The sequence below is a fragment of the Streptomyces sp. NPDC001920 genome, from assembly GCF_053594495.1.
Map to the genome: position 1 here is coordinate 182,884 of NZ_JBSFEP010000015.1, position 25,294 is coordinate 208,177.

Here is a 25,294-nt window from a genome sequence, read left to right on the forward strand (position 1 = left end):
GCGCGCGGGGAGATGGGGAGGGCGGGGGGCGAGTTATCCACAGGCTGGGGGTCCGGCCAGCGGGTTGTCGGCCGGGCCGGGCACTATGGGGCCATGACTGAGAGCCACGTGTCCGATCCGCGGGATCACCTCAAGCACGACAAGGACATGCCGGACTGGGAGAGGCGCTTCAGGGCACCCCGGGTGTCGCTGCCGGACTGGGCGGAGGACGCCCCCGACCACGCCTTGTTCATCTCGAACGCGACCGGGACCTACGAGCTGTACGCCTGGGACCGTGCGACGGGCGAGCAGCGCCAGGTGACCGACCGGCCGAACGGCACGACGGACGGCGTGCTCTCCCCTGACGGCGCGTGGATCTGGTGGTTCGACGACAAGGACGGCGACGAGTTCGGCGTCTGGCGCCGTCAGCGCTTTGACGGCGGCGAGGACGAGCTCGCGGCGCCGGGCCTGGACCCGTCGTACCCGGCGGGCCTCGCCCTGGGCCGGGACGGCCGCACGGCGGTCGTGGGCCGCTCCACCGACGAGGACGGCACGACGATCCACCTGGTCCGCACCGGCGAGCCCCCGGTGGAGCTGTACCGCCACCGGGAGTCAGCGGGCGTCGGCGACCTCTCGCACGACGGCAGGCTCATCGCCGTCGAGCACACCGAGCACGGCGACGCGATGCACTCGGCCCTGCGCGTGCTTCGGCCCGACGGCTCGACGGTCGCCGAACTCGACGACACCAAGGGAGGCACCGAGGAGCTGGGTCTGGAGGTCCTGGGCTTCGCTCCGGTCGACGGTGACACGCGCCTGCTCATCGGTCACCAGCGGCGCGGCCGCTGGGAGCCGCTGGTGTGGGACGTGGCGACGGGCGAGCAGAACGTTCTCCCGCTGGAGCTGCCCGGCGACGTGAGCGCGGAGTGGTATCCCGACGGCACCGGTCTGCTGATCGTGCACAGCTTCGAGGCGCGCAGCGAGCTGTTCCGGTACGACCTGGCCGCGCGGGAGCTGGAGCGGATCCCGACCCCGGCGGGCTCGGTGTCGGGGGCGACGGCCCGTCCGGACGGCAGCGTGGAGTACCTGTGGTCGTCGGCGGCGGAGCCGTCGGTGGTGCGCTCGACGACGGGACGGGTGGTGCTGGACCCGCCCGGCATGAAGTGCCCCGGCTCCGTGCCGGTGCGGGACGTGTGGGTGCAGGGGCCGGGTGGCCGTGTCCACGCGCTGGTGCAGCGGCCGGAGGGCGTGGAGGGCCCGCTGCCGACGGTGTTCGACATCCACGGCGGCCCGACCTGGCACGACAGCGACGCCTTCGCGGCCGGGCCGGCGGCCTGGGTGGACCACGGGTACGCGGTGGTGCGGGTGAACTACCGCGGCTCCACGGGGTACGGGCGCGCGTGGACGGACGCGCTCAAGCACCGGGTCGGCCTGATCGAGCTGGAGGACATCGCGGCGGTGCGCGAGTGGGCGGTGACGTCCGGGCTGGCCGACCCCGAGCGGCTGATCCTGACCGGCGGTTCGTGGGGCGGTTACCTCACCCTCCTCGGCCTCGGCACCCAGCCGGACGCCTGGACGCTGGGCATCGCTGCGGTCCCGGTCGCCGACTACGTCACGGCCTACCACGACGAGATGGAGTCGCTGAAGGCCCTGGACCGCACGCTGCTGGGCGGCACCCCGCAGGAGGTGCCCGAGCGCTTCGAGGCGTCGTCGCCCCTGACGTACGTCGACCAGGTCAGAGCGCCGGTGTACATCTCGGCGGGGGTGAACGACCCGCGGTGTCCGATCCGGCAGATCGACAACTACGTGCAGCGGCTCCAGGCCCGCGGGGCGGTGCACGAGGTGTACCGGTACGACGCGGGGCACGGATCGCTGGTGGTGGACGAGCGGATCAAGCAGGTCCGGCTGGAACTGGACTTCGCCGCGCGGCACTTGGCGGGCGGGGCGCCGAAGTAGGACGGCTCGTCCGTGCGGTGACGCGCCCCGTGCGCGTCGCCGCACGCGGCGGCCCACGCGGCCGCTACGCCCCCGACCGTTGCCGTGACCGCCTGCCCAGCAGGTCCGCCAGCCCTCGCCGCGTCGCGGCCAGCACCACACGGTCCTCCTTCTGCAGGACGTACGTGTCGGGCAGGTCCCACACCCATCCCGACGCGCGGCCGGCCAGGGCGTCCTCGTACGCCTCCTCCACCGCGGTCTCCTCCCGGCGGTCGTCGCGAGCCGTCCGGTCCAGGGCCAGGACGCGCCAGGAGCCCGGCCGGAAGGCCTCGCCCACGGTCTTGTCCTCCAGTTGCGGATGGCCGGCCACCTCGACCGCCGCGAACAGCAGCACGCGCCGCTCGACGGGGATCGCCCCCAGGATCTGGCGGCCCATCATCGCTCCGGCGAAGGCGGGCGCGGCCAGATGGGTCACGCTGCGGCTGCGGGTCAGGGCGTGGGGGTGCGCGGCGCGCAGGGTCCGGTAGACGGCGGTGGCGAAGTCGTCGTCGTACAGGCGCAGGACCACGCGCAGGTCGGGGCGGACCGAGCGGGCGTACAGGGCGGCTTCGAGGTTCGTCGTGTCCGCGCTGGTCACCGCCAGGAGCGCGTGCGCCCGGTGGATCTTGGCGGACTCCAGCACGCCCTCCTGAGTGACGTCCCCGAGCACCACCGGCACCCGCAGCCGCCGTGCCGTCGCCATCCCGCGTGCCTCGGGGTCGGCCTCGACGCACACCACGGGGATGTGCAGTTCCCGCAGCCGGGTCAGCACCCGGGTGCCGATCTTGCCGAGGCCGAGCAGGACCACATGGCCGCCCAGCCCCCGGGGCGGTTTGCGCAGCGCGGACGCGGAACGGAAGGTGCCGAGGGCCTCCAGCACCGCCGCCAGCAGCACCGGAAGCAGCAGCAGGCCGATCAGCCCGGACAGCAGCTGGAGCACCTGACGGGCCGTGGACTGGTGGAGGGCGGGTTCGTTGATGGCGAAGAGGTCGAGGAGGGTCATGTACGTGGCGTACAGGGGGTGTTCGCCGGTCACCACCGTCAGCGCGACGGCCAGCGCCGCCACACAGCCCACGAGTCCCGCCAGCGACCACCTGAGCCGCCGCGAGAACAGCGAGGCGAACGACGGGACGGCGCCGCGCCCCGACGGCAGTGAGGGCCCCGCGTACGACACCTGCTCCAGGACGACCGTGCCACGGCCCCTCGCCGCTCGCACGGCCTGCGGGTCCGGCAGCAGGATCGGCCCCTGCTCGCCGCTGCCCTCAGAACCGTCCGCTCCGGCCGGATCGTTGCTGGTCGTGGAGAGCAGCGCGAGCGTGGCCAGCCCGGACGCGGGGGACTGCCCGGGGCGCAGGGGCGGACGCTCGACGGCGCGCAGCAGCAGGCCGTCCGTCTGCACGACCTTGGTGGTGCCGACGACGGCGGTCGCGGCCAGCGCGGGGGCCGCCGTGTCGGCGTCGGACAGCACCGTCGTGGAGGCGTCCAGGCCGAGGTCTCCGGTACCCGACGCCAACGCGGCGGCCTGGTCGAGGAGTTCCTCGATGTGCTGGCCCAATCGGCGGTTGTACAGGCGCAGCACGAGCCGCAGCCGGGGGTTGAGGCGGCGGGCGGTGAGGGCGGCGCGGATGTTGGTCTCGTCGTCGTCGTACACGAGGGCGAGTGCCGCGGCGCGTTCCACGCCCGCGTCGGCGAGGGCGGCCTCGGTGGCCTCGGCGGCCTCCACCACCCGGACGCTTCCGGCGGGTTCGCCGCCGCCCGACGCCGCGCCGTTCGCGCGGGCGACCGCCGCGGTCACCACCCCGAGCAACGCCGCCGACGCCGCCCGGGCCCGGCCCACGACCGGCGTGCGTACCGTGCGTTCGGAGGGCGGCACGAGGAGCGTGACCTGTTCGCCGTACACCCCGCGCAGCTCGGCGGCCAGCCGGTGCGCCAGCCCGTCGTCGCCGCACACCACCATGGGCGCGGCGGCGTCAGCGCCTAACCCCTGAGACCCCTGATTCGGAACGCTCCCCACGAGGGGACAGACTGCCTCATGGTGGCGGGTGGTTCCAGAAGGGGCCCCCGCAGCCCGTGCAGCACCTGAACGCCCGCGCCCCTGCGGCCGTACCGGAGGGGAGGGAAACCGCGCCCTTCCGCACCACCGGAGGTACCTGGCCCGTGGCGATCACCAAGAGCGTCCCGCAGCGGACCGACGACCGCGGGAAACCGGCGGGGGCCAAGGACGAGGGCCGGCACCTCAACTCGTCCCTCCTCCTCACCATGCTCATGCTGGTGCTGGTGCTCCTGCAGGGCCCGATCCGCGGCGCGCTGTCCGCGCCGGTCATGCAGAGCTGGACGACGGTCTTCGTCGCGGTGATGGTCCAGGCGCTGCCCTTCCTGGTGCTCGGGGTGCTGCTCTCGGCGGCGATCGCGGTGTTCGTGCCGCCGTCGTTCTTCGCCCGCGCCCTGCCCCACCGCCCCGTCCTCGCCGTACCGGTCGCCGGTGCGGCCGGCGCGGTGCTGCCCGGCTGCGAGTGCGCGTCCGTCCCGGTGGCCGGGGCGCTGGTCCGACGCGGGGTGACCCCGGCGGCGGCGCTGACGTTCCTGCTGTCCGCCCCCGCGATCAATCCGATCGTGCTGACCGCGACGGCCGTAGCCTTCCCGGGCGACCCGGAGATGGTCCTGGCCCGCCTCGTCGCCAGCCTCCTCGTGGCCTGCGTGATGGGCTGGCTGTGGTTGCGCCTGGGCCGTACCGACTGGCTGCGCCCGCCGTCCCGTACGTCCCACGAAGGCCAGAGCAAGGGCGAGGCGTTCTGGGACTCCGTCAGGCATGACGTGATGCACGCGGGCGGCTTCCTGGTCGTCGGCGCGATGGCGGCGGCGACCCTGAAGGCGGTGGCCCCGGAGAGCTGGCTGCGCGCGGCGGCCGACGACCCCGTGCTGTCGGTGCTCGCCCTCGCGGTGCTCGCCGTGGTGCTGTCGATCTGCTCGGAGGCGGACGCGTTCGTGGCGGCGTCGCTGTCGCAGTTCTCGCTCACGGCCCGGCTCACCTTCCTCGTCGTGGGCCCGATGATCGACCTGAAACTGTTCGCGATGCAGGCGGGAACCTTCGGCCGGGCCTTCGCCCTGCGCTTCGCCCCGGCCACCTTCGTGCTGGCCGTGTCCGTGTCCGTGCTCACCGGGTGGGTGATCCTGTGAACCGCCAGGCCCAGTCGGCGGTGCTGTTCCTGCTCGGCGCGTCCCTGCTGCACGCGGGGAGCACCGACCTCTACCTGCGGTACGTCAAGGCGGGCCTGCGCCCGTTGGTGCTGGTGTCCGGCGCGGTGCTGGTCGCGGCGGCGGTGGCGACGGTCTGGTACGAGCGCGAGCGGTCCCGGCGGCACGACCACCGCGCGGAGGACCATCCGCACCCCGAACCCCGGGTCGCCTGGCTCCTCGTCCTCCCCCTCCTCGCCCTGATCCTCGTCGCCCCACCGGCCCTCGGCTCCTACAGCGCCACCCGCACCGGAACCGCCCTCCAGGAGCCGCTCGCCTATCCCGGCCTCCCGGCCGCCGACCCGCTGCGCCTCAGCGTGGTCGACTACGCGGGCCGCGCCGTCTACGACCACGGCCGCACCCTGCGGGGCCGCCGCGTGCAGCTCACCGGCTTCGTCGCCCTGGACCGCGACGGCACCCCCTACCTCGTCCGCATGGCCCTCAACTGCTGCGCCGCCGACGCCCAGCCGGTCAAGGTCGCCCTCACCGGCGAGGTCCCGCCGGTCCTGCAGCCGGACACCTGGCTCCGGGTCACCGGCACCTACACCCCGCGCCGTGCGAAGGACCCGGTCAACGGCGGTCCCATCCCGTTCGTGGAGGTCACGGAGGCGAAACCGGTGGCGGCGCCGAAGGATCCGTATGACGAGAGCTGGAACGGCTGAGCCCTTGGCGTGACTCCGGCCCGAGCACTACCCTGACCCTAAATCTGATGACCCGTCAGATAAAGCGCTTCAAGGCACCGGCAGGCAGCAGCGCAGCAGCCAGGAGGTAGGCGTGGCCAGTACCGAGAGCGGCACCAGGGACCTGCCCAAGGTCATCAGCGTGGACGATCACGTGATCGAGCCCGCGCACCTCTTCGAGACCTGGCTCCCGGCCAAGTACCGGGACCGCGGCCCGAAGCCCCTCACCGCCGGGATCGGCGACCTCGCCTACGTGGGCGGGAAGTACCGGTTCACCACCGACCCCGAAGGCCAGATCACCGACTGGTGGGAGTACGAGGGCGACCTCTTCCCGTACAAGCGCATCATCGCGGCCGTCGGCTTCTCCCGGGACGAGATGACGCTCGACGGCATCACACGCGAGCAGATGCGGCGCGGCTGCTGGGACCCCAAGGCGCGCCTGGCGGACATGGACATCAACCATGTCGAGGCCTCGCTCTGCTTCCCCACCTTCCCCCGATTCTGCGGCCAGACGTTCGCCGAGGCCAAGGACAAGGAGGTCGGTCTGGCCTGTGTGCGCGCCTACAACGACTGGATGGTCGAGGAGTGGTGCGGCGACAGCGGCGGCCGGCTCATCCCGCTGTGCCTCATCCCGCTGTGGGACATCGACCTCGCGGTCGCCGAGATCCACCGCAACGCGGCGCGCGGGGTGCGCGCGGTGACGTTCAGCGAGATCCCCACGTACCTCGGGCTGCCGTCCATCCACTCCGGCTACTGGGACCCGTTCTTCGCGGCCTGCGAGGAGACCGGCACGGTGGTCAACATGCACATCGGCAGCAGCTCCCAGATGCCGGCCGCCTCCCCGGACGCCCCGCCCGCCGTCCAGGCGTCGCTGAGCTTCAACAACGCCATGGCGTCGATGATGGACTTCCTCTTCTCCGGGGTCCTGGTGAAGTTCCCCCGACTGAAACTGGCCTACAGCGAGGGGCAGATGGGCTGGATCCCGTACGCCCTGGAGCGCGCGGACGACGTGTGGGAGGAGCACCGGGCCTGGGGCGGGGTGAAGGACCTGATCCCGGAGCCGCCGTCGACGTACTACTACCGGCAGATCTTCTGCTGCTTCTTCCGCGACAAGCACGGCATCGAGGCGATCGAGACGGTCGGCGTCGACAACGCGACCTTCGAGACGGACTATCCGCACGTCGACTCCACCTGGCCGGAGACGAAGCGGGTGGCCGAGGAGCACGTCGGCGGGCTCCCCGACGAGGTCGCCTACAAGCTGCTGCGCGGAAACGCGATCCGGATGCTCGACCTCCCCTTCGACCGGGGCGACCGAGGCGACCGAGGCGCTCCGAGGACGACCGGGGAGGATTGAGGAGGGAGACCCGCGGGGCAGTCCAGTCATGGACGGCCCATGGCGGGAGTGCGTACGACGGGAGCGCGGATGAAGGTCTCCATCGACCCGGACCTCTGTTACGGCTCGGCCGAGTGCGTCCACCGCGCCCCGTCGGTCTTCGCGTTCGTGGACGAGTACGGCGTCGTACGCCCGGGACGGGAGCACAGCGGCGACGACCCGCAGGTGCGGGAAGCCGCCGAACGGTGCCCGTCCCAGGCCATCTCCGTCACCGAGTAGCGGGCGGATACCCCCAGGCGAAGGAGCCCAGCGCCCGCGCCCTGGCCTCCACCACGGCCATCCGCGCCGCCCGCTCGACCGGGTCGACATGCGCCGCCTGCCCCGTGGCCTGCCCCTCCCACTTGCGGTACAGCAGTCCCACCTCGGCCGAGAACCAGCCCCGGCTCACCGCGTCGAGCGCGAGCAGCAGACCCGTGTCCTCCGACGCGGGCAGCGCCATCCAGCCGCCGAGGCCGAGCAGCAGTTCCCGGCGTACGCACAGGGTGGCCGGATGGACCTGGGCGAGGTAGCCGTTCGCCTTCCAGAAGTCGAGCACGGACCCGCGCTCGATCGGCCCCTCCTCGGGGTCGCCGGGGAAACCGGCCGTCGAGCCGTCCGGCAGCAGGTCCAGGGCCCGGGAGGTCGTCCAGCCGACACTGCCGTCGGCCTCCAGGGCGGCCACGTCACGGGCCAGCGCCCCCGGGGTGAGCCGGTCGTCGGCGTCCAGGATCTTCACGTACTCGCCCTCGGCGTGCGCCAGCGCGATGGTGCGGGCCACGCCGGGGCCACCGGAGCGGCCCTGACGGAAGGTCACCCGCGCGTCGTCGGGGACGTACGGCCGGACCTCGTCCGTCCACCCGTCCTCCTGGATCACCCAGTGCCACTCCCACCCGGCCGGTAACTCCTGTTGCACCAGCGACGTGTGGGCCTCGGGCAGGAACCGTGCCGAGGGGCCATGGACGGCGGTGACGACGACGACGCGCCGGGTCACGGCGGCGTTCACCACCTTTCCAGGTGCCGGGTGAAGACCGTCTCCTCGGCCGTCCGGCGGCCGCCGGGCCGGACCGCCGGTCGGGCGGCGCGGCGCCGGTGGGCTCGCGGACATGCGAAGGCCCGATCGCTGGCGACGGGGGATGCACCAGCGATCGGGCTGTTCCCACAGTAACAAGGCTGCCTGCCCGGTGGGACCCGCCTGATCGGCTGCGATAAGGGGTTGTGAGCGGGATCACGGAAACCGCTGTCCGTCCGTGCGGTGTCGTACCACTTGCGTTCCCGCACCGTCACTGTGCGCTCGGAAGCGGCGCGGGCGCCGGCAGCCGGTGTGCTCCGCATCACCGTTCGCACGGCGGCTCGTACGACAGCCGAGGCAGGTACTCGTGCCACCTCTCCCGGGTCAGCACGCCCCGCGTGGTCGAGCAGATGCGCTGGACCGCGTGCTCGACGTCCAGGTCCCACAACCGGACGGTGTCGGTGCCGCTGGAGACGCCGAGCATGGGGCTCGTCGGGCTGAACGACAGGAAGCTGCCCGTCGTGGCGTTGGGGCTCATTGCCTGGCCGACGGGGGAGGCGTCGGAGGGGTCGGAGACGTTCCACAGCCGTACGGTGTTGTCGTTGCCGCCGCTCGCCAGATGGCGCCCGCCCCTGCTGAACGTCAGCGACACGACGGCCTCGGTGTGCCCGGTGAGGGGCGAGCCCAGCGGGGACGCGCGGCGGGGCTCGGTCACGTCCCACAGCCGTACGGTGTCGTCGTCGCCGCCGCTGGCCAGCGTACGGCCGTCCCGGCTGTAGGCGAGCGCGTTGACCGGCCCGGTGTGACCGGTGCGCGGGGCGCCGAGCAGGGTGGGACGGCGGGGGTCGGTCACCTTCCACAACCGGATGGTGGCGTCCGCGCTGCCGCTGGCGAGGGTGCTGCCGTCGGGGCTGAAGGCGAGCGCATTGATGTAGCCGGTGTGCCCGGTGAGGGGCGGGCCGAGCGGCACGACATGGGCGGGGTCGCCGACGTCCCACAGCCGGATGGTGCGTTCGTCGTAGGCGGTGGCCAGCGTGCGCCCGTCCGGGCTGTAGGCCAGCGCGTCGGGGCCCATGAACCGGGTGCGCAACATGATGGGGGAGCCGTGCGAGACCGGGCGTGCCGGGTCGCTGACGTCCCACAGGCGCACGCTCTGCTCGCCCGTCGTCACCGCGAGCGTGCGGCCGTCCGGGGAGAACACCTGGGAGCGCTGCCCGGAGTCCCCCGGGCGGAACGGCTTGCTCAGCGCCACCGGCCGGGCGGCGTCCCGTACGTCCCACAGCCGGATACGTCCGTCACGGGCGGCCGTGGCCAGCACCTTGCCGTCCGGGCGGAACGCCCCGTTGCCGCCGACCATGTCCGCCGTCGGGATCGACCACAACCGCACCTTGCTGTCGCCGCTGCCGGTGGCGAGCGTACGGCCGTCGGGGCTGAAGCCGAGCGCGTACATCTCCCCGCTGGCTCCCGCGAGGGGCTCGCCGACCTGGGAGGGATACGCCGGGTCGCTGACGTTCCACAGGCTCGCTGTGCTGTCCGCGCTGGCGGCGGCGAGCATGGTGCCCTGCGGGTTAAAGGCCACCGACCAGATGGGGCCGGTGTGTCCGGTGAGCGGGGCGCCGAGCCGGGTGCCGTGGGCTGGATCGGAGACGTCCCACAACCGGATCGTGTCGTCCGCGCCGCCACTGGCGAGGGTGCGGCCGTCCGGGCTGAAGGCCACGGAGTGCACCAGGTCGGTGTGCCCGGTCAGCTCGGAGAGTTGCCGCGGCCGACCCCGCTGCGCCACGTCCCACAGCCGTACGGTGTCGTCGTCGCCCCCGGCCGCCAACGTCCTGCCGTCCGGGCTGAACGCCACGGACCGCACGGCGGCGCGGGCACCGGTCAGCGTGGCGAGCGCCGTCGGCCGCCCGGGGTCGGCCACGTCCCACAGCCGCACGGTCCGGTCCTCGCTGACGGAGGCGAGCGTGCGGCCGTCCGGGCTGAAGGCGACCAGGTAGATCGTCCCCTCGTGCCCGGTCAGCGGCGCCGCGAGCGGACGCGGCCGGCCCGGGTCCGCCACGTCCCACAACCGGACGGTGCCGTCGTCGGAGGCGCTGGCGAGGACACGCCCGTCCGGGCTGAACACCGCGCTGCTCACCCAGCTCCGGTGCCCCGTGAGGGGGTGGCCCAGGGCCTTGGGGCGCCCCGGGTCCGCGACGTTCCACAGGCGGACGGTCCGGTCGTAGCTGGCGGTGGCCAGGAGCCGTCCGTTCGGGCTGAACGTGGTGAGGTAGACGGCGCCGGAGTGGCCGCGCAGCGGCGTGGCCAGCGGCGCGTTCACGATCGAGATCAGCCGGCTGTTGGTGTCCGCGTCGTCCGGGCGCAGCCGGTGCGCCACCAGGTCGAGTTGGGCGGACAGCGAGGGGTCCGTGAACTGGAAGCGGTCGGCCTCGGCGAGCACCTGCGCGAACACGGCGTCGTCCCGCTGCTGCCAGGCGACCACCGCCGCGCCGACCGCCAGCATCGCCAGCGCGACCAGCGCCGCCACCGCGCCGCGCAGGAACCACACCGTCCGCCTGCGCAGGCGGACCGAGGCGGCCAGGAACTCCACCGCCCCCCGGGTCAGGAAGGTGTCCCCGGCGGACCGCGCCCAGCCATGGGCCTGCTCCAGCCGTGACCCCCGGTACAGCAGCGACGAGTCCCGCCCGGACTCCTCCCAGGCCCGGCCGTCCTCCTCCAGCCGCTGGCGCAGCAGGTTGCCCTGACGGTCGTCGTCGATCCAGTCCCGCAGCCGGGGCCAGGCGTGCAGCAGCGCCTCATGGGTGATCTCCACGGTCTCGGCGTCCAGCGTCACCAGCCGGGCCTGGACCAGCGCCTCCAAAGACTCCTCCGTCTTGCCGGGGTCCGTCGACTCCGCGGCCAGCTGCCGCCGCGTCCCGCGCCGCCGGGTCGCCTGGGTGTCCTCGCCCAGCCGGACCAGCCTGAGCAGCAGCAGCCGGGCCGCCGTACGCGCCGCCGGATCCAGACCCGACCAGGCCCGTTCGGCGGTCGCCGCCACCGCGCCCTGGATCCCGCCGGCCGCCCGGTACCCGGCCACGGTCAGCCGCCCCGCCTTGCGGCGCTGCCAGGTGGCCAACAGCGCGTGCGACAGCAGCGGTAACGCCCCCGCGTCATGCGTCCCGCGCGGTCCGTCCGCGCTGACCTCCCGCACGATCAGCTCCGCCAGGCCCGGCTCCAGTTCCAGCCCCACGGCCTTCGCCGGCCCGGTCACCGCCTCCCGCAACTCCGATGCGGTGAGCGGTCCGAGCACCATGTGCCGGTGCTGGAGCGCGTCGGCCAGCTCCGGGTGGCCCAGGCACTGCTCGTAGAAATCGGCACGGACGCCGAGGACGACGAGGGCGGGGGCCGGGCCGCCGGGTTCGGCGGGCGTGCAGGCCGCGTGCAGGAGCTGGACGAAGGTACGGCGGACGGCCTCGTCGGCGCAGAGGGTGAAGGTCTCCTCGAACTGGTCGACGATCAGGACGGGAGGGCCGGGCCCCGTGGAGCCGCCTGCGCGCCGGGCCCAGGCGCGGACGGCGTCACGGGTGGCACGTACGACATCCTCACGGATCCCTTGGGCGCCGACCGCCGGCAGCCCTCGGGCACCGCCCGCCACCGCACCGCCCGAACCCGCGGCATCACCCGTCCCGGACGGCTCCTCCGGTTGCCCGCTTTCCGGCTGTTTCACCGCGGAGACGACGTCGGCCAGCTCGGGCACACGCCGGACCAGTTCGTCGAGCGGATCGCTGCCCGGCACGAGGTGCACGACCGGACTCGCCCGGCCGCCCTCGCCGTCCAGGGCGCCGTTCTCCAGCGCGGGCACGAGCCCGGCGTGCAGCAGGGAGGACTTCCCGGCCCCCGAGGCGCCGACCAGCATGACCAGACCCCCGGACCGCTCCACCGTGCGCAGCTGGGCGACCAGGACGTCCGTGCTGCGTTCGCGGCCGAAGAACCACCGCGCGTCCTGCTGCCGGTACGCGGCCAGCCCACGGTACGGACACACCCCGCCCGCCACCGCAGGCGCCTCGACCGGAGCGGGTTCCTCCTCGTCACCGGCCGTCGCCCGTTCCCACAGGCGCTGCCACTGGGCCAGGTCGTACAGTCCGGGCGAGACCGGCGTGGGACGGTCGCGCCGCGCCAGGGGGATCAGGACGTGCAGTACGGCGGACAGGGCGGCGAACTGGGCGGGCACGTTCTTGGCGCGACGCCAGTCACTGATCCGCTGGGCGGACACCCGCACGGGCCGTCCCCGCTCGTCGACCCGCTGCAGGCGGACGACCGCCTCGGCCACGCTCTTGAGAGGTGGGTTGCCGGCCTCCTTGTAGAGCAGCGCGAGCCGTTCCGCGAAGGCCGAGCGTGCCGCCGAGTCGGAACCCAAGCCTCCACTCCCTTGCTTCCGCCGCACCGGACAACCGGACCGGACCTTCGGACACCAGGTCCGGACATCCGGACCGGAAAACTCACTTTATATGGCTGACCTGCGGATAAGGCGGCGTCCGAAGACCGGAACCTCCTCGTGGGCACACGCGGCTGGCAGGATCACGACGCACGTGCGCATCACTCGCGCGTCACCCAGGCAGGCCACCAGCCAAGAGCTTGGAGAGACCACTCATGGCGCCGCATGTTCTCGGACACCTTCCATCGGATCTCCCCCCGCGGGAGCAACGGCTCCCGCAGAAGCCGGGGATGCCGTAGGAGCCACGGGCCCGGCCCGCACCGCAGCCATGGGCACCCCCCAGCTCTCCTCCCGCTCGATCCACGCCGGCCGACCGCGGCAGCCCCGCGACCGGCACGTCACGGATCGACATCGCCCCCGCCGTCCGGCACCGGTCCCCACGAGGGGAGGGACCGGTGCCGGACGACGCGGTCCTGCGAGCCGGGTGCGCCCGTCCGGTTCGTGAGCCAGGTGCACACGGGCACGCGGCAGCGCCGGCGGGCAGGTTCTGGAGCGGCGCTCATGCCACGGCGTAGTGACCCAGCGCCGGTTCGAGGAGACCGAAGGCATCGGCGGCCTCTTCCGCGACGACTGCGGCGATCTCGTCATCCGTACGGCCGGCGAGGGTCAGCTCCTGGATGCGGCGGAACATGACGCGGTGCACCGCAGCGAGGAGGGCCGCGGCGGTACGCACGGTGATGTCGTCGGGGGAGGAACCGGTGGCCTCGGCGAGGGCGGCGGCGAGTGCTTCCTCACGACGGTCGTGCAGGGTGCGCAGGCAGGTCGAGAGGGTCGGGCTCTCGTGGATCATCCGGGAGAAGTCCAGGCCGGCGAAGCCGATGACCGGGTCCTGGGCGGCGACGCCCGCTTCGAAGGTCCGGCGCAGCGCGCCGAGGGCCGACTCTCCGGCGGGTCGGGCGGCCACGGCCTCGGCCAGGCTCGCCACGAACGCGTCTTGGTGGTCGAGGGCCATGTCCTCCTTGCGCGGGAAGTAGTTGGTCACGGTCTTCTTGGCGACGCGGGCGGCGGTGGCGATCTCCGTGATGGTCGTCGTCTCGAAGCCCTGCGCCATGAAGAGGCGAGTGGCGTGGTCGGAGATCAACTGCCGGGTCTCGCGCTTCTTGGACTCGCGCAGTCCGGTGGTCTCGATACTCATGACGAAATCTTACCCCGATGGCAAAACTATGTTGACGCGTAACCTGCTCTCGCTATAACTTTACGTGCGACGTAAGTTTCTCCTCGCGTCACTTGCTCTCTCACGCCCCGAACCGAAGGAACCCGCGTGCAGATCACCGCTTCCACCGTGTCCCTCACCGTCGACGACGTGGCCGCGTCCCGCTCCTTCTTCACCACCCACCTCGGCTACGAGGAGCGCATGGCCGCCGACGGCTTCTCCTCGCTGAGCCGTCCCGACGCCGCCGCCGACATCGTCCTGTTGCGTCGCGGCACGGAGGTCCTGCCGACCGACCAGCGCGATCAGCGCGCCGGCGGGCTCATCCTCGCGTTCACCCTGGACAGCGGCATCGCTCAGGAAGAGGGCAGGCTCCGGGTCGCGGGCGTCGACATCACCATGCCGCTGCGTGAAGAGCCGTGGGGCGAACGCCTCTTCCAGATCACCGACCCCAACGGTGTGGTCGTCCAGTTCGTGGAGTGGGCCTCCCCCACGACCTGACCTCCGCCGCCGCAGACAAGACGACCACTCCACGAAGGGCACTCATGCGCAAGCTCGTGTACTACATCGCCTCCACCCTCGATGGCTTCATCGCCGGTCCGGACGGGACGGACCCCACCGGCCCCCACGGCTTCTGGCCGATCGCTCCGGACTACATCCAGCACCTGGCCACCACGTACCCCGAGACCCTGCCCGCAGCGGCCCGCGAACCGCTGGGGATCACGGGCGAGGGCACCCGTTTCGACACCGTCCTCGAGGGCCGCAAGAGCTACGAGATCGGCTTGGCGGCCGGTGTCCCGGACGCCTATCCGCACCTGCGTCACCTCGTCTTCTCGCGGACGCTCACCGAGGTTCCCGCCCCGGCCGTGGAGCTCGTCGCCGACGATCCCGCGGCAAAGGTCCGTGAGCTCAAGCAGGAGGGCGGCAAGGACATCTGGCTGCTCGGCGGAGCGGAGCTGGCGGGCGCCCTCTACCCGGAGATCGACCAGCTGATCGTCAAGCTCAGCCCCCTCACCATCGGCGACGGCATACCCCTGTTCTCCCGCAAAGCCGCCTTCGACCCCCGCCTCTGGCAACTCAGCGACCACACCGCACTGGACAGCGGCGCTCTCTTCCTCACCTACTGTCGCGCGCCCGGCTCCGAGACCCGGGGCTAGCCGGTACCGCAACGGTGCTTGCCGTGACACATGGCCAGGAGCTCATGACGCAAACGGCCAGCGCGCAGGTCACCGCGAACCGGGCGCTGCCGCGCCAGTGGCCATCTCCTGCTGCGCCGGCCGGTTCCCTTCGTCGCATGCCGCTGACGCCAGGCTCCCGCGCGGCAGCGCGCGAGCCCTCCTGACGAGGTCCTGGCGCTCAACGGGCGACTGCTGACGGAACCCTTGACGAGGCCGCAGCAGTCCTCAGCCGGTGTGCACGCGCGGGCGGCGTGCGCGGTCCGGTTCCGCCTCGCGCAGCACCTCACGGGTGACGGGGGCGACCTCGCCCTGGCCGAAGAGGAAGAAGCGCAGGAAGTTGGCGAACGGGTTGCCCTCGGTCCACTCGAAGTAGATGTGCGGGATGCGGCCGGTCGAGTCGCGGACATCGAGGAGGAGGGCGGCCAGGGCGTTGGGGATCGACGACGACTCCACGGTGAGTACCCGGTAGCGGCCGTGCATGACCTCGCCGCGCACCACCAGGCCCGCCTCGAACTCGGACGGGTCGGTGACGGTCACCTCGACGAAGACGAAGTCCTCCTGCTCGGGCAGGTCGTTGTCGTTGCGGATCTGCTCGATCTTGTCGCGGTATTCAGCCTTGTCCCGGTTGTCGGGCTCGTTGGCGATGAAGCGGATCTTGCGGCTGGCGATGTCCCGGACGAATCGTTCCGCCATGTCGTCCAGCTCGACGTGCGTGACACGCAGTTCGAAGGCCCGGGCCAGGCGGGACAGCAGGGAGATGAGGATGATGCCCGCGATGAAGCAGGCGCCGATCTTCACACCGTCGGGGCGTTCGATGACGTTCACGACGGTCGTGTAGAGGAAGACTGCCGATATGACCGCGAACGCGATGGTCCAGTTGCGCTGCCCGGCCTTGCGGGCGGCGATGGTGACGGCGATCGCCGCGGAGCTGATCAGGACCAGCACGCCGGTGGCGTACGCGCCGCCCTGGGCGTCGACGTCGGCGTCGAAGATCCAGGTGACCAGGAAGCCGACCAGGGTGAAGACGATGACCATCGGGCGCACTGCGCGTGCCCAGTGCGGGGCCATGCCGTAACGGGGGAGATAGCGCGGCATCAGGTTCAGCAGGCCTGCCATCGCGGAGGCGCCCGCGAACCACAGGATGGCGATCGTCGAGATGTCGTAGACGGTGCCGAAGGCGTTGCCGAGGTAGTCGTGCGCCAGGTAGGCCAGGGCGCGGCCGTTGGCCTCGCCGCCCTCCTCGAACTCCTTCTCCGGGATCAGCAGGGTGGTGATGAAACTGGTGGTGATCAGGAAGCAGCTCATGATCAGCGCGGCGGTGGTGAGCAGCTTCTTCGTACCGTGGATACGGCCCTTGGGCTGCTCCTCGGTGTCGCCGGGGTCGCCCTTGACGTGCGGCATCACCGCGACACCGGTCTCGAAGCCGGACATGCCGAGCGCGAGCTTGGGGAAGACGATCAGGGCCACGCCGATCATGACGAAGACGTTGCCGTGGTCTGCTGTCAGGGCGTTCGACCAGTCGGTGATGACATGGCCCTCGGTGACGACGTGGTACAGGCCGACGGTGACCACGACCGCGTTGAGCGCGAGGTAACTGGCCACCAGGGCGACGGCGACGCCGATCGCCTCCAGGAAGCCCTTGAGGAACACCGCGCCGAGCAGGGCGATCAGGATCATGGTGATCAGCACCTGCTTGTCGTGCAGGGCTTCTTCGAGGTGCGGGTTCTCGACGAGGTGCGTCGAGGCGTCCGCGGCCGACAGAGTGATGGTGATCAGGAAGTCGGTGGCGGCGAAGCCCAGCAGGGTCAGGACGAACAGCTTGCCCTTCCAGAAGGACAGCAGCCGCTCGAGCATCGCGATCGACCCCTCGCCGTGGGGGCTTTCCTCCGCCACCCTCCGGTAGACCGGCAGGGCGCCCGCCAGGGTGACGATCACCAGCACGATCGTTGCGATCGGTGACAGCAGGCCGGCCGCGAGGGCCGCGATGCCCGGCTGGTAGCCGAGGGTGGAGAAGTAGTCCACGCCGGTCAGGCACATCACCCGGTACCAGGGCTGACCCTTGTGCTCCAGGTTGGACTCAGGGCGAGGCCCTACCCGGCCCTGGTCCTTGCCCATGTCGGACAGGCCCTCCAGCATCCAGGCACGCAGCCGGTGCGGTCGGTGCTCGGTCGTGGCCATCGGCGTGCTCCTGGTGCGCTGCTCGGCGTGAGGTTTCGGCCATCACGCGGACGGCCGTACCAGCGTATGCAGAGAGTTATGCCTGGACCCACGGCTGCATGCGTCAACGCGTCAAGATCCCGTTAAGGGTTGCTGCGTGAATGGCCTGAGAAGTGCAGAGAGGCCGGCCCTGTGAGGTTGGCCTCAGGCGCTGAGCCGATCGTGCGACACCGGGCTCCCGGCCGCGTAGTGGGCGTACTCCCGGACCAGGCGGAATCCCGCGGTCGAGGCGAGAAGGCGGCCGGCACGGTTGTGGCTTGCGACCCTTCGGGCGGCGGACAGGAACGTAGCCGCCGGAGCTTGCCCGAACCTGCCTGATCCGCGCACCAGGCGGCCTCCCTCACGTCCCGGGCCCAGCGGCGGTCGTGCGCGGCCACGTCGAGGTGTCCCATGGCGCAGACGGTGGCCACCTACGCGGACCGTGTGGGCGGCCCTTGACGAGGCTCTGACGGAGACGACCGACAAGATTCCGTCAAGGGAACCCGGTCGGGCGCAAGGATGCCGCAAGGAACGGCCGGTTACGGCGGGGAACGGACGGAACCTGGGTGCATCCGCGCACCTGAGCCCTGGTGCGCGGCCGGAGAAGGCCGTAGAAGAAGGAGCACCCACCCATGTCCGTCCTGACCACCGAGCCCGGAGCGACCCCCACCGACGAGGAGCCGCCCGATACCGGAGAGCGCCACCGGCTGACGGCTGTCACCGGACTCGCCGCCCTGTCGCTGGACGCGATGGCGTCGGTGGCGTACGGCCCTGAGGCGATCGTGCTGGTGCTGGCCGCGGCCGGCGCGCACGGCCTGGGCTTCACGGTGCCGGTCACGCTGGCCATCGCCGCCCTGCTTGCGGTGCTGGTCGCCTCGTACCGGCAGGTCATCGCGGCTTTCCCGGACGGCGGCGGCTCCTACGCCGTGGCGAGGAGACACCTGGGCACGCGCACCAGCCTGGTGGCGGCCGCCTCCCTCGTCCTGGACTACGTCCTGAACGTCGCCGTCGCCGTCACGGCCGGCGTGGCGGCGCTGACCTCCGCCTTCCCCGGCCTCCACGACGAGCGGCTGTGGCTCTGCCTCGCCGTCCTGGCGCTGATCACCGGGGTGAACCTGCGGGGCATCCTGGAGTCGGCGAAGGTGTTCATCGTGCCGACCGTCGTCTTCGTCGGCTCGATTCTCGTCCTGATCGTGGTGGGCCTCTTCCGGTCCGGACCCGTGAGCACCGCCACGGCCGAAGGCCATGCCTCCGTGCTCGCCGACAACGCCACCACGGTCGGTGCGCTGCTCCTGCTGAAGGCTTTCGCCTCGGGCTGCTCCGCCCTCACCGGCGTCGAGGCCATCGCCAACGCCGTCCCCTCCTTCCGTACCCCGCGCGTTGCACGGGCCCAGCGCGCGGAAGTCGCCCTCGGGGCTGTCCTCGGCGTGATGCTGATCGGCCTGTCAGTGCTGATCGCCCGCTTCCACCTCCAGCCGGTCGAGGGTGTCACCGTCCTCGCCCAGCTCGCGGACGCCTCCCTCGGTCACAACGGGGCTTTCCACGTCATCCAGTTCGCGACGACGATCCTGCTGGCCCTGTCCGCCAACACCTCCTTCGGCGGGCTGCCGGTCCTGCTGAAGCTGCTGGCCCGCGACAACTACCTGCCGCATGTCTTCGCCCTCAAGGCCGACCGCCAGGTGCACCGGCACGGCGTGCTCGCCCTCGCCGCCGTCTCCGCCGGACTGCTGGTGTTCTCGGGCGGCGACACCAACACCCTCGTGCCGCTGTTCGCCATCGGTGTCTTCGTCGGCTTCACCATCGCCCAATTCGGCATGGTCCGGCACCGGCGTCACGCAGGCGCTCCCGGCAAGGCCGTGCTCAACGGCCTCGGCGCAGTCCTCACCGGCGTCTGTGCCCTCGTCGTCACCGCGACCAAGTTCACGGAAGGTGCCTGGCTGGTCGCGGTCGCCCTGCCCCTGTTGGTGCTCGCCTTCGAGGCCGTGCACCGCGCCTACGCCCGCATCGGCGAGGGACTCGCACTGGGCCGGACACCCGAGGCCCCGCACCGCGACCGCTCGATCGTGATCGTCCCGGTCTCCTCCCTGTCCCGCCTGACCTCCGAGGCGCTGACCGCCGCAACCTCCCTCGGAGACGAGGTCCGCGCGGTGACGGTGTGCCACCCCGACCTCGAGGACCGGGCGCACACACACGCCCTGGAGAGGGCCTGGGCCGAGTGGAACCCCGGGGTGCCTCTCGTACGGCTGTCCTGTGAGCGCCGGAGTCTGGGCCGTCCGATCGCGGCCTACGTCCGTGACGTGGCCGCCGACGCGCCGGGCGCCCGCGTCACCGTGCTGATCCCGGAGGCGGAGCCGGCGCGGCTCTGGGAGCGGCTGCTGCACAACCAGCGGGGTGCGGTCGTCGCGCACGCCGTGCGGCGGGAGACGGACGCGGTGATCTGCCGGCTCCGCTTCCGGCTGGTGTGACGCAGCTCCTGTTGCCGACCGTTATGGATCACCGCCCGTATGAGTTCCGTCAAGACCGGGCGGCAGGGCGTAAGAGAGTCGTCAACGGGCGGTCGAATCCGGCCGGAGAAGAGGTTTCCTCTATCCGTCCTTGTTTCACCGAACCTCATCCAGGAGTTTGCGATGGCCGATGTGGCCTTCGTCGTCGCCACGGTCGCGGTGTTCGCGCTGGTGGCTCTCATCGCCAAAGGGGTGGGCAGGCTGTGACTGCCGAGAACGTCGTCGGCCTGGTGGTGGCCGTCGCCCTGCTGGGCTATCTCGTCCTGGCCCTCATCTTTCCGGAGAGGTTCTGAGCCGCCGCCATGAGTTCCGTCCTTGCCGATGTGCTCGTGGTGATCGCGCTGATCGGCGCGCTCGCCCTCGTGCACCGTCCCCTCGGCGACTACATGGCCGCCGTCTTCCAGTCCCAAAAGCACCTGCGTGTCGAGCGCTGGATGTACCGCGCGGTCGGCGCGAACCCGGACGCCGAGATGCGCTGGCCCGCCTACCTGCGCGGTGTGCTGGCCTTCTCCGCGGTGGGCGTGCTGTTCCTGTACGTGATGCAGCGGGTGCAGGACAAGCTGCCGCTGTCGCTCGGCTTCGAGCCCATCACCGCGGACCAGGCGTTCAACACGGCGGCCTCCTTCGTGTCCAACACGAACTGGCAGTCGTACTCGGGTGAGGCGGCCATGAGCCACGTCACCCAGACGATGGGCCTGGCCGTGCAGAACTTCGTCTCCGCGGCCGTCGGCATCGCCGTCGCGGTGGCGCTGGTCCGGGGCTTCGCCCGCTCCCGCACCGGCGACCTGGGCAACTTCTGGGCGGACCTGGTGCGCGGCACCGTCCGCATCCTGATCCCGATCTCCGTCGTCGCGGCCGTGCTCCTGATCGCCTGCGGTGCGATCCAGAACTTCGGCGACATCCACACGGTCACCACGCTGACGGGTGACAAGCAGGCGATCAGCCCGGGTGCCGTGGCATCCCAGGAGGCCATCAAGGATGTCGGCACGAACGGCGGCGGCTTCTTCAACGCCAACTCCGCGCACCCGTTCGAGAACCCCGATGGGTTCACCAACCTGCTGGAGATCTTCCTGCTGCTGGTGATCCCGTTCTCACTGCCGCGCACCTTCGGCAAGATGGTGGGCAACGTCCGCCAGGGTTACGCGATCGTCGGCGCGATGGCCACCATCTGGTTCCTCGGCGTGATCGCCGTGACCTGGATCGAGTACGCCCACCCCGGCACCGCCTCACAGCTCGCGGGCGGCGCGATGGAGGGCAAGGAGACACGGTTCGGGGAGGGCAACTCCGCCCTTTTCGCCGTCTCCACGACGATGACCTCGACCGGGTCGGTCAATTCCTTCCACGACTCCTTCAGCGGTCTGTCGGGCGGTGTGCTGCTGCTCGGCATGATGCTGGGCGAGATCGCACCCGGCGGCGTCGGCTCCGGCCTCTACGGCATGCTGATCATGGCGATCATCGCGGTGTTCATCGCCGGCCTGATGGTCGGCCGCACCCCCGAGTACCTGGGCAAGAAGATCGGCAGCCGCGAGATCAAACTGGCCGCCTGCTACATCCTCATCACCCCGGCCCTGGTGCTGGTCGGCACCGCGCTCGCCATGGCGCTGGGCAAGGGCGAGTCGTCGATGACGAACATCGGCGCCCACGGCTTCTCCGAGGTGCTCTACGCCTACACCTCCGCGTCCAACAACAACGGATCCGCGTTCGCCGGCTTCGCGGCCAACACCGAGTACCACAACACGATGCTCGGCCTGTGCATGCTCTTCGGCCGCTTCCTGCCGATGGTGTTCGTCCTGGCGCTCGCCGGCTCGCTCGCCGAGCAGACTCCGGTCCCGGCCACCGCGGGCACCCTGCGCACGGAGAAGCCGCTGTTCACGGGCCTTCTCGTGGGCGCGATCCTGATCATCACCGGCCTGACGTTCTTCCCGGCTCTGGCGCTGGGCCCGCTGGCCGAGGGGTTGGCGTGATGACCACCAACACTCAGAAGACCGACGTACAGAAGCAGGACTCGATGTCCACTCCCACCCTCGCGCCGCACCAGGACGCGCCCACTGGGCACAAGCCCGAGGGGCGGGTCGGCGGCGGGCTGTTCGATCCCAAGCAGTTGGTCAAGTCGCTGCCGGACGCCTTCCGCAAGCTCGACCCTCGGGTGATGGTGAAATCGCCCGTGATGTTCGTGGTCCTCGTCGGCTCGGTCCTGACGACGGTCTTCTCCTTCAAGGACCCGGGCGACTGGTTCGGCTGGACCATCAGCGCCTGGCTGTGGCTGACGGTGATCTTCGCCAACCTGGCGGAGGCGGTGGCGGAGGGCCGGGGCAAGGCCCAGGCCGACACCCTGCGCAAGGCCAAGACCGACACCGTCGCGCGTCGTCTCGTGGGCGACCGTGAGGAGCGGGTCCCCGGTACCGAGCTGAGGGTCGGCGACCTGGTGGTCTGCGAGGCAGGTGACGTGATCCCCGGCGACGGTGACGTCGTCGAGGGCGTCGCCTCCGTGGACGAGTCGGCGATCACGGGTGAATCGGCGCCGGTCATCCGGGAGTCCGGCGGTGACCGCAGCGCTGTCACCGGCGGCACGAAGGTGCTGTCCGACCGCATCGTCGTCAGGATCACGACCAAGCCCGGCGAGACCTTCATCGACCGGATGATCAACCTGGTCGAGGGCGCGGCCCGGCAGAAGACGCCGAACGAGATCGCGCTGAACATCCTGCTCGCCTCACTGACCGTCGTCTTCCTGCTGGCGGTGGCCACCCTGCCGCCGTTCGCCGACTACGCCGGCTCCGACCTCGGCATGGTCGTGCTGGTCGCCCTGCTGGTGTGCCTGATCCCCACCACGATCGGGGCCCTGCTCTCCGCGATCGGCATCGCGGGCATGGACCGCCTCGTGCAGCGCAACGTGCTCGCGATGTCGGGCCGCGCGGTCGAGGCCGCCGGTGACGTCTCCACGCTGCTGCTCGACAAGACCGGCACCATCACCCTCGGCAACCGGCAGGCCGCCGAGTTCGTGCCGGTGCGCGGTACCACCGAGGCGGAGGTCGCCGACGCCGCCCAGCTCTCCTCCCTGTCCGACGAGACGCCCGAGGGCCGCTCGGTCGTCGTACTGGCGAAGGAGAAGTACGGCCTGCGCGAACGCCACCAGGGCGAGCTGCTCGGCGCGGAGTGGACCGAGTTCACCGCCCAGACCCGCATGTCCGGCGTCGACGTGAACGGCAAGAAGATCCGCAAGGGCGCCACCGCCTCGGTCATCGCGTGGGTCGAGGAGCAGGGCGGCACGGTCGCCGAGGACGCGGACGGCATCGCCAACCGCATCTCCGAGGCGGGCGGCACCCCGCTGCTGGTCGCCGTCCGGGACCACGCCGGGGCTCGGGTGCTCGGTGTCATCCACCTCAAGGACGTCGTCAAGGACGGCATGCGCGGGCGGTTCGAGGAGCTGCGCCGCATGGGCATCAAGACGATCATGATCACGGGTGACAACCCGCTGACCGCCAAGGCGATCGCACAGGAGGCGGGTGTCGACGACTTCCTCGCCGAGGCGACCCCCGAGGACAAGATGGCCCTCATCAAGCGGGAGCAGGCCGGCGGCAAGCTGGTCGCGATGACCGGTGACGGCACGAACGACGCCCCGGCCCTCGCACAGGCCGACGTCGGCGTCGCGATGAACACCGGTACGTCGGCCGCCAAGGAGGCCGGCAACATGGTCGACCTCGACTCCAACCCGACCAAGCTGATCGAGATCGTGGAGATCGGCAAGCAGTTGCTGATCACCCGGGGCGCCCTGACGACGTTCTCCATCGCCAACGACGTCGCGAAGTACTTCGCGATCATCCCGGCGCTGTTCGCGGCCGTGCACCCGGGGCTGGACAAGCTCAACATCATGAACCTGTCCTCGCCGGACTCCGCGATCCTGTCCGCGGTCGTCTTCAACGCGCTGATCATCATCGCGCTGGTGCCGCTCGCCCTGAAGGGCGTGCAGTACCGGCCCGTGAGCGCGGACAAGATGCTCCGGCGCAACCTCGGGATCTACGGTCTCGGCGGTCTGATCGCCCCGTTCATCGGCATCAAGCTCATCGACCTGCTCATCTCGCTCATCCCCGGGATCGGGTGAAGGACATGAACAACTCATCCTTTGTGAACCTGGGCCGCGTGACGTGGGCCGCCCTGCGCATGCTGCTCGTCCTCACCGTCGTCACCGGCGTCGTCTACCCCCTCGTCGTCACCGGCATCGGCCAGGCCGCCTTCCACGACGAGGCCAACGGCTCGATCGTGAAGGCCGACGGCAAGGAGGTCGGCTCCAGGCTGATCGGCCAGAGCTGGAACCTGCCCGGCACCGACGAGCCCGACCCGAAGTTCTTCCAGGGGCGACCGTCCAACAGCGGCTACGACCCGCTCGCCACCGGCTCCAGCCAGCTGGGAGCCGGCGATCCGACCCTGGTCAAGAATGTGAAGGCGGCCAAGAAGCAGGTCGCGGCCTTCAACGGCGTACCGGAGTCGAAGGTGCCCGCGGACGCGGTCACCGGCTCGGCCTCCGCCATCGACCCGCACATCTCCCCGGCGTACGCGGACATCCAGGTCGGACGGGTCGCCGAGGCCAACGGCCTGTCCGTCGCCCAGGTGCACGAACTCGTCGACAATCACACCGAGGGCCGCACGCTCGGTTTCATGGGCGAGCCGCACATCAACGTCCTGGAGCTCAACCTCGCGCTCAGGGACCTCGCAGCGAAGCAGTGATCGGAGTACATGACATGCACGGGAGCCGGCGGCCGGGAAACAGCACTGGGCCGGTCGGCTCCCGCCGTCATGACGTCGCCCGGCCGGCCGTCCCCGGCGAACCGGGCCCCGGCGTACGACAGGAAAGGCACACAGCCATGACCCGGGTCCTCGTCGTGGAGGACGACCCGCAACTCGTACGGGCCCTCGTGATCAACCTTCAGGCCCGCCAGTACGGCGTGGATGCCGCACCCGACGGAACCACCGCGCTGCGCCTGGCGGCGGCCCGCCAGCCCGACGTGGTGCTGCTCGACCTCGGCCTGCCCGACATGGACGGTGTCGACGTCATCCGGGCCCTGCGCGGCTGGACCCGCGTGCCCATCCTCGTGCTGTCCGCGCGGCAGGCGTCCGACGAGAAGGTCGACGCCCTCGACGCGGGTGCGGACGACTACGTCACCAAGCCGTTCAGCATGAACGAGCTCCTTGCGCGACTGCGGGCGGCCGTCCGCCGTACGGAGGCCGCGCCCCTGGCCCCTGAGACGACCGAGGTCACGACGGACGACTTCACCATCGACCTCGTCGCGAAGAAGCTCGTACGGCAGGGGCGGGACGTCCGCCTCACCCCGACCGAGTGGCACCTGCTGGAGATCCTGGTCACCAACCCCGGCCGGCTGATCACCCAGAAGCACCTGCTCCAGGAGGTCTGGGGCGTCACCCAGACCAGCAAGAGCAACTACCTGCGCGTCTACATGGCGCAGCTGCGACGCAAACTGGAAGCAGACCCGTCCCACCCCCGGTATCTCATCACCGAGCCCGGCATGGGCTACCGCTTCGAAGCCTGACCGAGGT

At 71.2% G+C, this 25,294-nt stretch carries 19 protein-coding genes; 14 read left to right on the forward strand and 5 right to left on the reverse strand.

What is annotated here, in order from left to right; genetic code table 11:
• Positions 1–93: 93 nt before the first annotated feature.
• Positions 94–1,932 (forward strand): prolyl oligopeptidase family serine peptidase, encoded by a 1,839-nt coding sequence (locus ACWCPI_RS26240; RefSeq protein ID WP_451040435.1) that lies wholly within the window; start codon positions 94–96, stop codon positions 1,930–1,932.
• A 64-nt stretch (positions 1,933–1,996) separates the two neighbouring features.
• On the opposite strand, the gene ACWCPI_RS26245 is transcribed toward ACWCPI_RS26240, so the two are convergent.
• Positions 1,997–3,907: an NAD-binding protein gene (locus ACWCPI_RS26245; protein ID WP_451040436.1), complete on the reverse strand. Its 1,911-nt coding sequence runs from the start codon at positions 3,905–3,907 to the stop codon at positions 1,997–1,999.
• A 200-nt stretch (positions 3,908–4,107) separates the two neighbouring features.
• Here ACWCPI_RS26245 and ACWCPI_RS26250 point away from each other — a divergent pair, with 200 nt between their 5' ends.
• The 4 genes from ACWCPI_RS26250 to ACWCPI_RS26265 all read left to right on the forward strand — a co-directional run bounded on the left by ACWCPI_RS26250 (position 4,108) and on the right by ACWCPI_RS26265 (position 7,476).
• A complete protein-coding gene (locus ACWCPI_RS26250; RefSeq protein ID WP_451040437.1) occupies positions 4,108–5,127 on the forward strand; it encodes a permease in 1,020 nt (339 codons plus the stop codon).
• Complete coding sequence (locus ACWCPI_RS26255; protein WP_451040462.1) at positions 5,124–5,846, forward strand: TIGR03943 family putative permease subunit; 723 nt, start codon at positions 5,124–5,126, stop codon at positions 5,844–5,846. The genes ACWCPI_RS26250 and ACWCPI_RS26255 overlap by 4 nt, the downstream gene beginning before the upstream one ends.
• A gap of 112 nt (positions 5,847–5,958) precedes the next feature.
• Positions 5,959–7,218, forward strand: a complete 1,260-nt coding sequence (locus ACWCPI_RS26260; protein ID WP_451040438.1) for an amidohydrolase family protein — start codon at positions 5,959–5,961, stop codon at positions 7,216–7,218.
• Positions 7,219–7,287: 69 nt separating this feature from the next.
• Positions 7,288–7,476: a ferredoxin gene (locus ACWCPI_RS26265; RefSeq protein WP_451040463.1), complete on the forward strand. Its 189-nt coding sequence runs from the start codon at positions 7,288–7,290 to the stop codon at positions 7,474–7,476.
• Here the strand turns inward: ACWCPI_RS26265 and ACWCPI_RS26270 are convergent.
• The 3 genes from ACWCPI_RS26270 to ACWCPI_RS26280 form a co-directional block, all read right to left on the reverse strand.
• Positions 7,466–8,227 (reverse strand): glycosyltransferase family 2 protein, encoded by a 762-nt coding sequence (locus ACWCPI_RS26270; protein WP_451040439.1) that lies wholly within the window; start codon positions 8,225–8,227, stop codon positions 7,466–7,468. The two genes, ACWCPI_RS26265 and ACWCPI_RS26270, sit on opposite strands and share 11 nt — an antisense overlap.
• A gap of 340 nt (positions 8,228–8,567) precedes the next feature.
• Positions 8,568–12,638, reverse strand: a complete 4,071-nt coding sequence (locus tag ACWCPI_RS26275; RefSeq protein WP_451040440.1) for an nSTAND1 domain-containing NTPase — start codon at positions 12,636–12,638, stop codon at positions 8,568–8,570.
• A 577-nt stretch (positions 12,639–13,215) separates the two neighbouring features.
• Positions 13,216–13,851 carry a TetR/AcrR family transcriptional regulator gene (locus ACWCPI_RS26280; protein WP_451040441.1) on the reverse strand — a complete coding sequence of 212 codons (636 nt, stop codon included), beginning with the start codon at positions 13,849–13,851 and terminating at the stop codon, positions 13,216–13,218.
• 126 nt (positions 13,852–13,977) lie between these two features.
• On the opposite strand from ACWCPI_RS26280, the gene ACWCPI_RS26285 reads away from it, so the two are divergent.
• Together ACWCPI_RS26285 and ACWCPI_RS26290 are read left to right on the forward strand one after the other, a co-directional pair.
• Complete coding sequence (locus tag ACWCPI_RS26285; RefSeq protein WP_451040442.1) at positions 13,978–14,367, forward strand: VOC family protein; 390 nt, start codon at positions 13,978–13,980, stop codon at positions 14,365–14,367.
• A 44-nt stretch (positions 14,368–14,411) separates the two neighbouring features.
• The gene (locus ACWCPI_RS26290) at positions 14,412–15,023 is read left to right on the forward strand and encodes a dihydrofolate reductase family protein (protein WP_451040443.1); all 612 of its coding nucleotides are present in this window, start codon (positions 14,412–14,414) and stop codon (positions 15,021–15,023) included.
• Positions 15,024–15,269: 246 nt separating this feature from the next.
• On the opposite strand, the gene ACWCPI_RS26295 is transcribed toward ACWCPI_RS26290, so the two are convergent.
• Positions 15,270–17,222, reverse strand: a complete 1,953-nt coding sequence (locus tag ACWCPI_RS26295; RefSeq protein WP_451040444.1) for an amino acid transporter — start codon at positions 17,220–17,222, stop codon at positions 15,270–15,272.
• 650 nt (positions 17,223–17,872) lie between these two features.
• Between ACWCPI_RS26295 and ACWCPI_RS26300 the strand changes: the two genes are divergently transcribed.
• The 7 genes from ACWCPI_RS26300 to ACWCPI_RS26330 all read left to right on the forward strand — a co-directional run bounded on the left by ACWCPI_RS26300 (position 17,873) and on the right by ACWCPI_RS26330 (position 25,287).
• Positions 17,873–19,705, forward strand: a complete 1,833-nt coding sequence (locus ACWCPI_RS26300; RefSeq protein ID WP_451040445.1) for an APC family permease — start codon at positions 17,873–17,875, stop codon at positions 19,703–19,705.
• A 39-nt stretch (positions 19,706–19,744) separates the two neighbouring features.
• Complete coding sequence (locus tag ACWCPI_RS26305; RefSeq protein WP_451040446.1) at positions 19,745–19,951, forward strand: hypothetical protein; 207 nt, start codon at positions 19,745–19,747, stop codon at positions 19,949–19,951.
• Positions 19,948–20,037 (forward strand): K(+)-transporting ATPase subunit F, encoded by a 90-nt coding sequence (gene kdpF / locus ACWCPI_RS26310; protein ID WP_009326374.1) that lies wholly within the window; start codon positions 19,948–19,950, stop codon positions 20,035–20,037. Before ACWCPI_RS26305 ends, kdpF begins: the two co-directional genes overlap by 4 nt.
• A gap of 9 nt (positions 20,038–20,046) precedes the next feature.
• Complete coding sequence (gene kdpA / locus ACWCPI_RS26315; protein WP_451040447.1) at positions 20,047–21,708, forward strand: potassium-transporting ATPase subunit KdpA; 1,662 nt, start codon at positions 20,047–20,049, stop codon at positions 21,706–21,708.
• Positions 21,708–23,843, forward strand: coding sequence for a potassium-transporting ATPase subunit KdpB (gene kdpB / locus ACWCPI_RS26320; RefSeq protein WP_451040448.1), 2,136 nt, complete (start codon positions 21,708–21,710; stop codon positions 23,841–23,843). Before kdpA ends, kdpB begins: the two co-directional genes overlap by 1 nt.
• A 5-nt stretch (positions 23,844–23,848) precedes the next feature.
• A complete protein-coding gene (gene kdpC / locus ACWCPI_RS26325) occupies positions 23,849–24,466 on the forward strand; it encodes a potassium-transporting ATPase subunit KdpC (RefSeq protein WP_451040449.1) in 618 nt (205 codons plus the stop codon).
• A 137-nt stretch (positions 24,467–24,603) separates the two neighbouring features.
• Entirely contained in the window at positions 24,604–25,287 is a 684-nt protein-coding gene (locus ACWCPI_RS26330) for a response regulator (RefSeq protein WP_451040450.1), read from the forward strand.
• Positions 25,288–25,294: the final 7 nt, after the last annotated feature.

What these genes read in the sequence shown, in the direction of transcription:
- ACWCPI_RS26330 (WP_451040450.1), top strand. Translation starts at nt 24,604, where the DNA reads ATGACCCGGGTCCTCGTCGTGGAGGACGACCCGCAACTCGTACGGGCC.
- ACWCPI_RS26240 (WP_451040435.1), top strand. Translation starts at nt 94, where the DNA reads ATGACTGAGAGCCACGTGTCCGATCCGCGGGATCACCTCAAGCACGAC.
- ACWCPI_RS26300 (WP_451040445.1), top strand. Translation starts at nt 17,873, where the DNA reads ATGTCCGTCCTGACCACCGAGCCCGGAGCGACCCCCACCGACGAGGAG.
- ACWCPI_RS26265 (WP_451040463.1), top strand. Translation starts at nt 7,288, where the DNA reads ATGAAGGTCTCCATCGACCCGGACCTCTGTTACGGCTCGGCCGAGTGC.
- kdpA (WP_451040447.1), top strand. Translation starts at nt 20,047, where the DNA reads ATGAGTTCCGTCCTTGCCGATGTGCTCGTGGTGATCGCGCTGATCGGC.
- ACWCPI_RS26245 (WP_451040436.1), bottom strand. Translation starts at nt 3,907, where the DNA reads ATGGTGGTGTGCGGCGACGACGGGCTGGCGCACCGGCTGGCCGCCGAG.
- kdpB (WP_451040448.1), top strand. Translation starts at nt 21,708, where the DNA reads ATGACCACCAACACTCAGAAGACCGACGTACAGAAGCAGGACTCGATG.
- kdpC (WP_451040449.1), top strand. Translation starts at nt 23,849, where the DNA reads ATGAACAACTCATCCTTTGTGAACCTGGGCCGCGTGACGTGGGCCGCC.
- ACWCPI_RS26290 (WP_451040443.1), top strand. Translation starts at nt 14,412, where the DNA reads ATGCGCAAGCTCGTGTACTACATCGCCTCCACCCTCGATGGCTTCATC.
- ACWCPI_RS26280 (WP_451040441.1), bottom strand. Translation starts at nt 13,851, where the DNA reads ATGAGTATCGAGACCACCGGACTGCGCGAGTCCAAGAAGCGCGAGACC.
- ACWCPI_RS26295 (WP_451040444.1), bottom strand. Translation starts at nt 17,222, where the DNA reads ATGGCCACGACCGAGCACCGACCGCACCGGCTGCGTGCCTGGATGCTG.
- ACWCPI_RS26305 (WP_451040446.1), top strand. Translation starts at nt 19,745, where the DNA reads ATGAGTTCCGTCAAGACCGGGCGGCAGGGCGTAAGAGAGTCGTCAACG.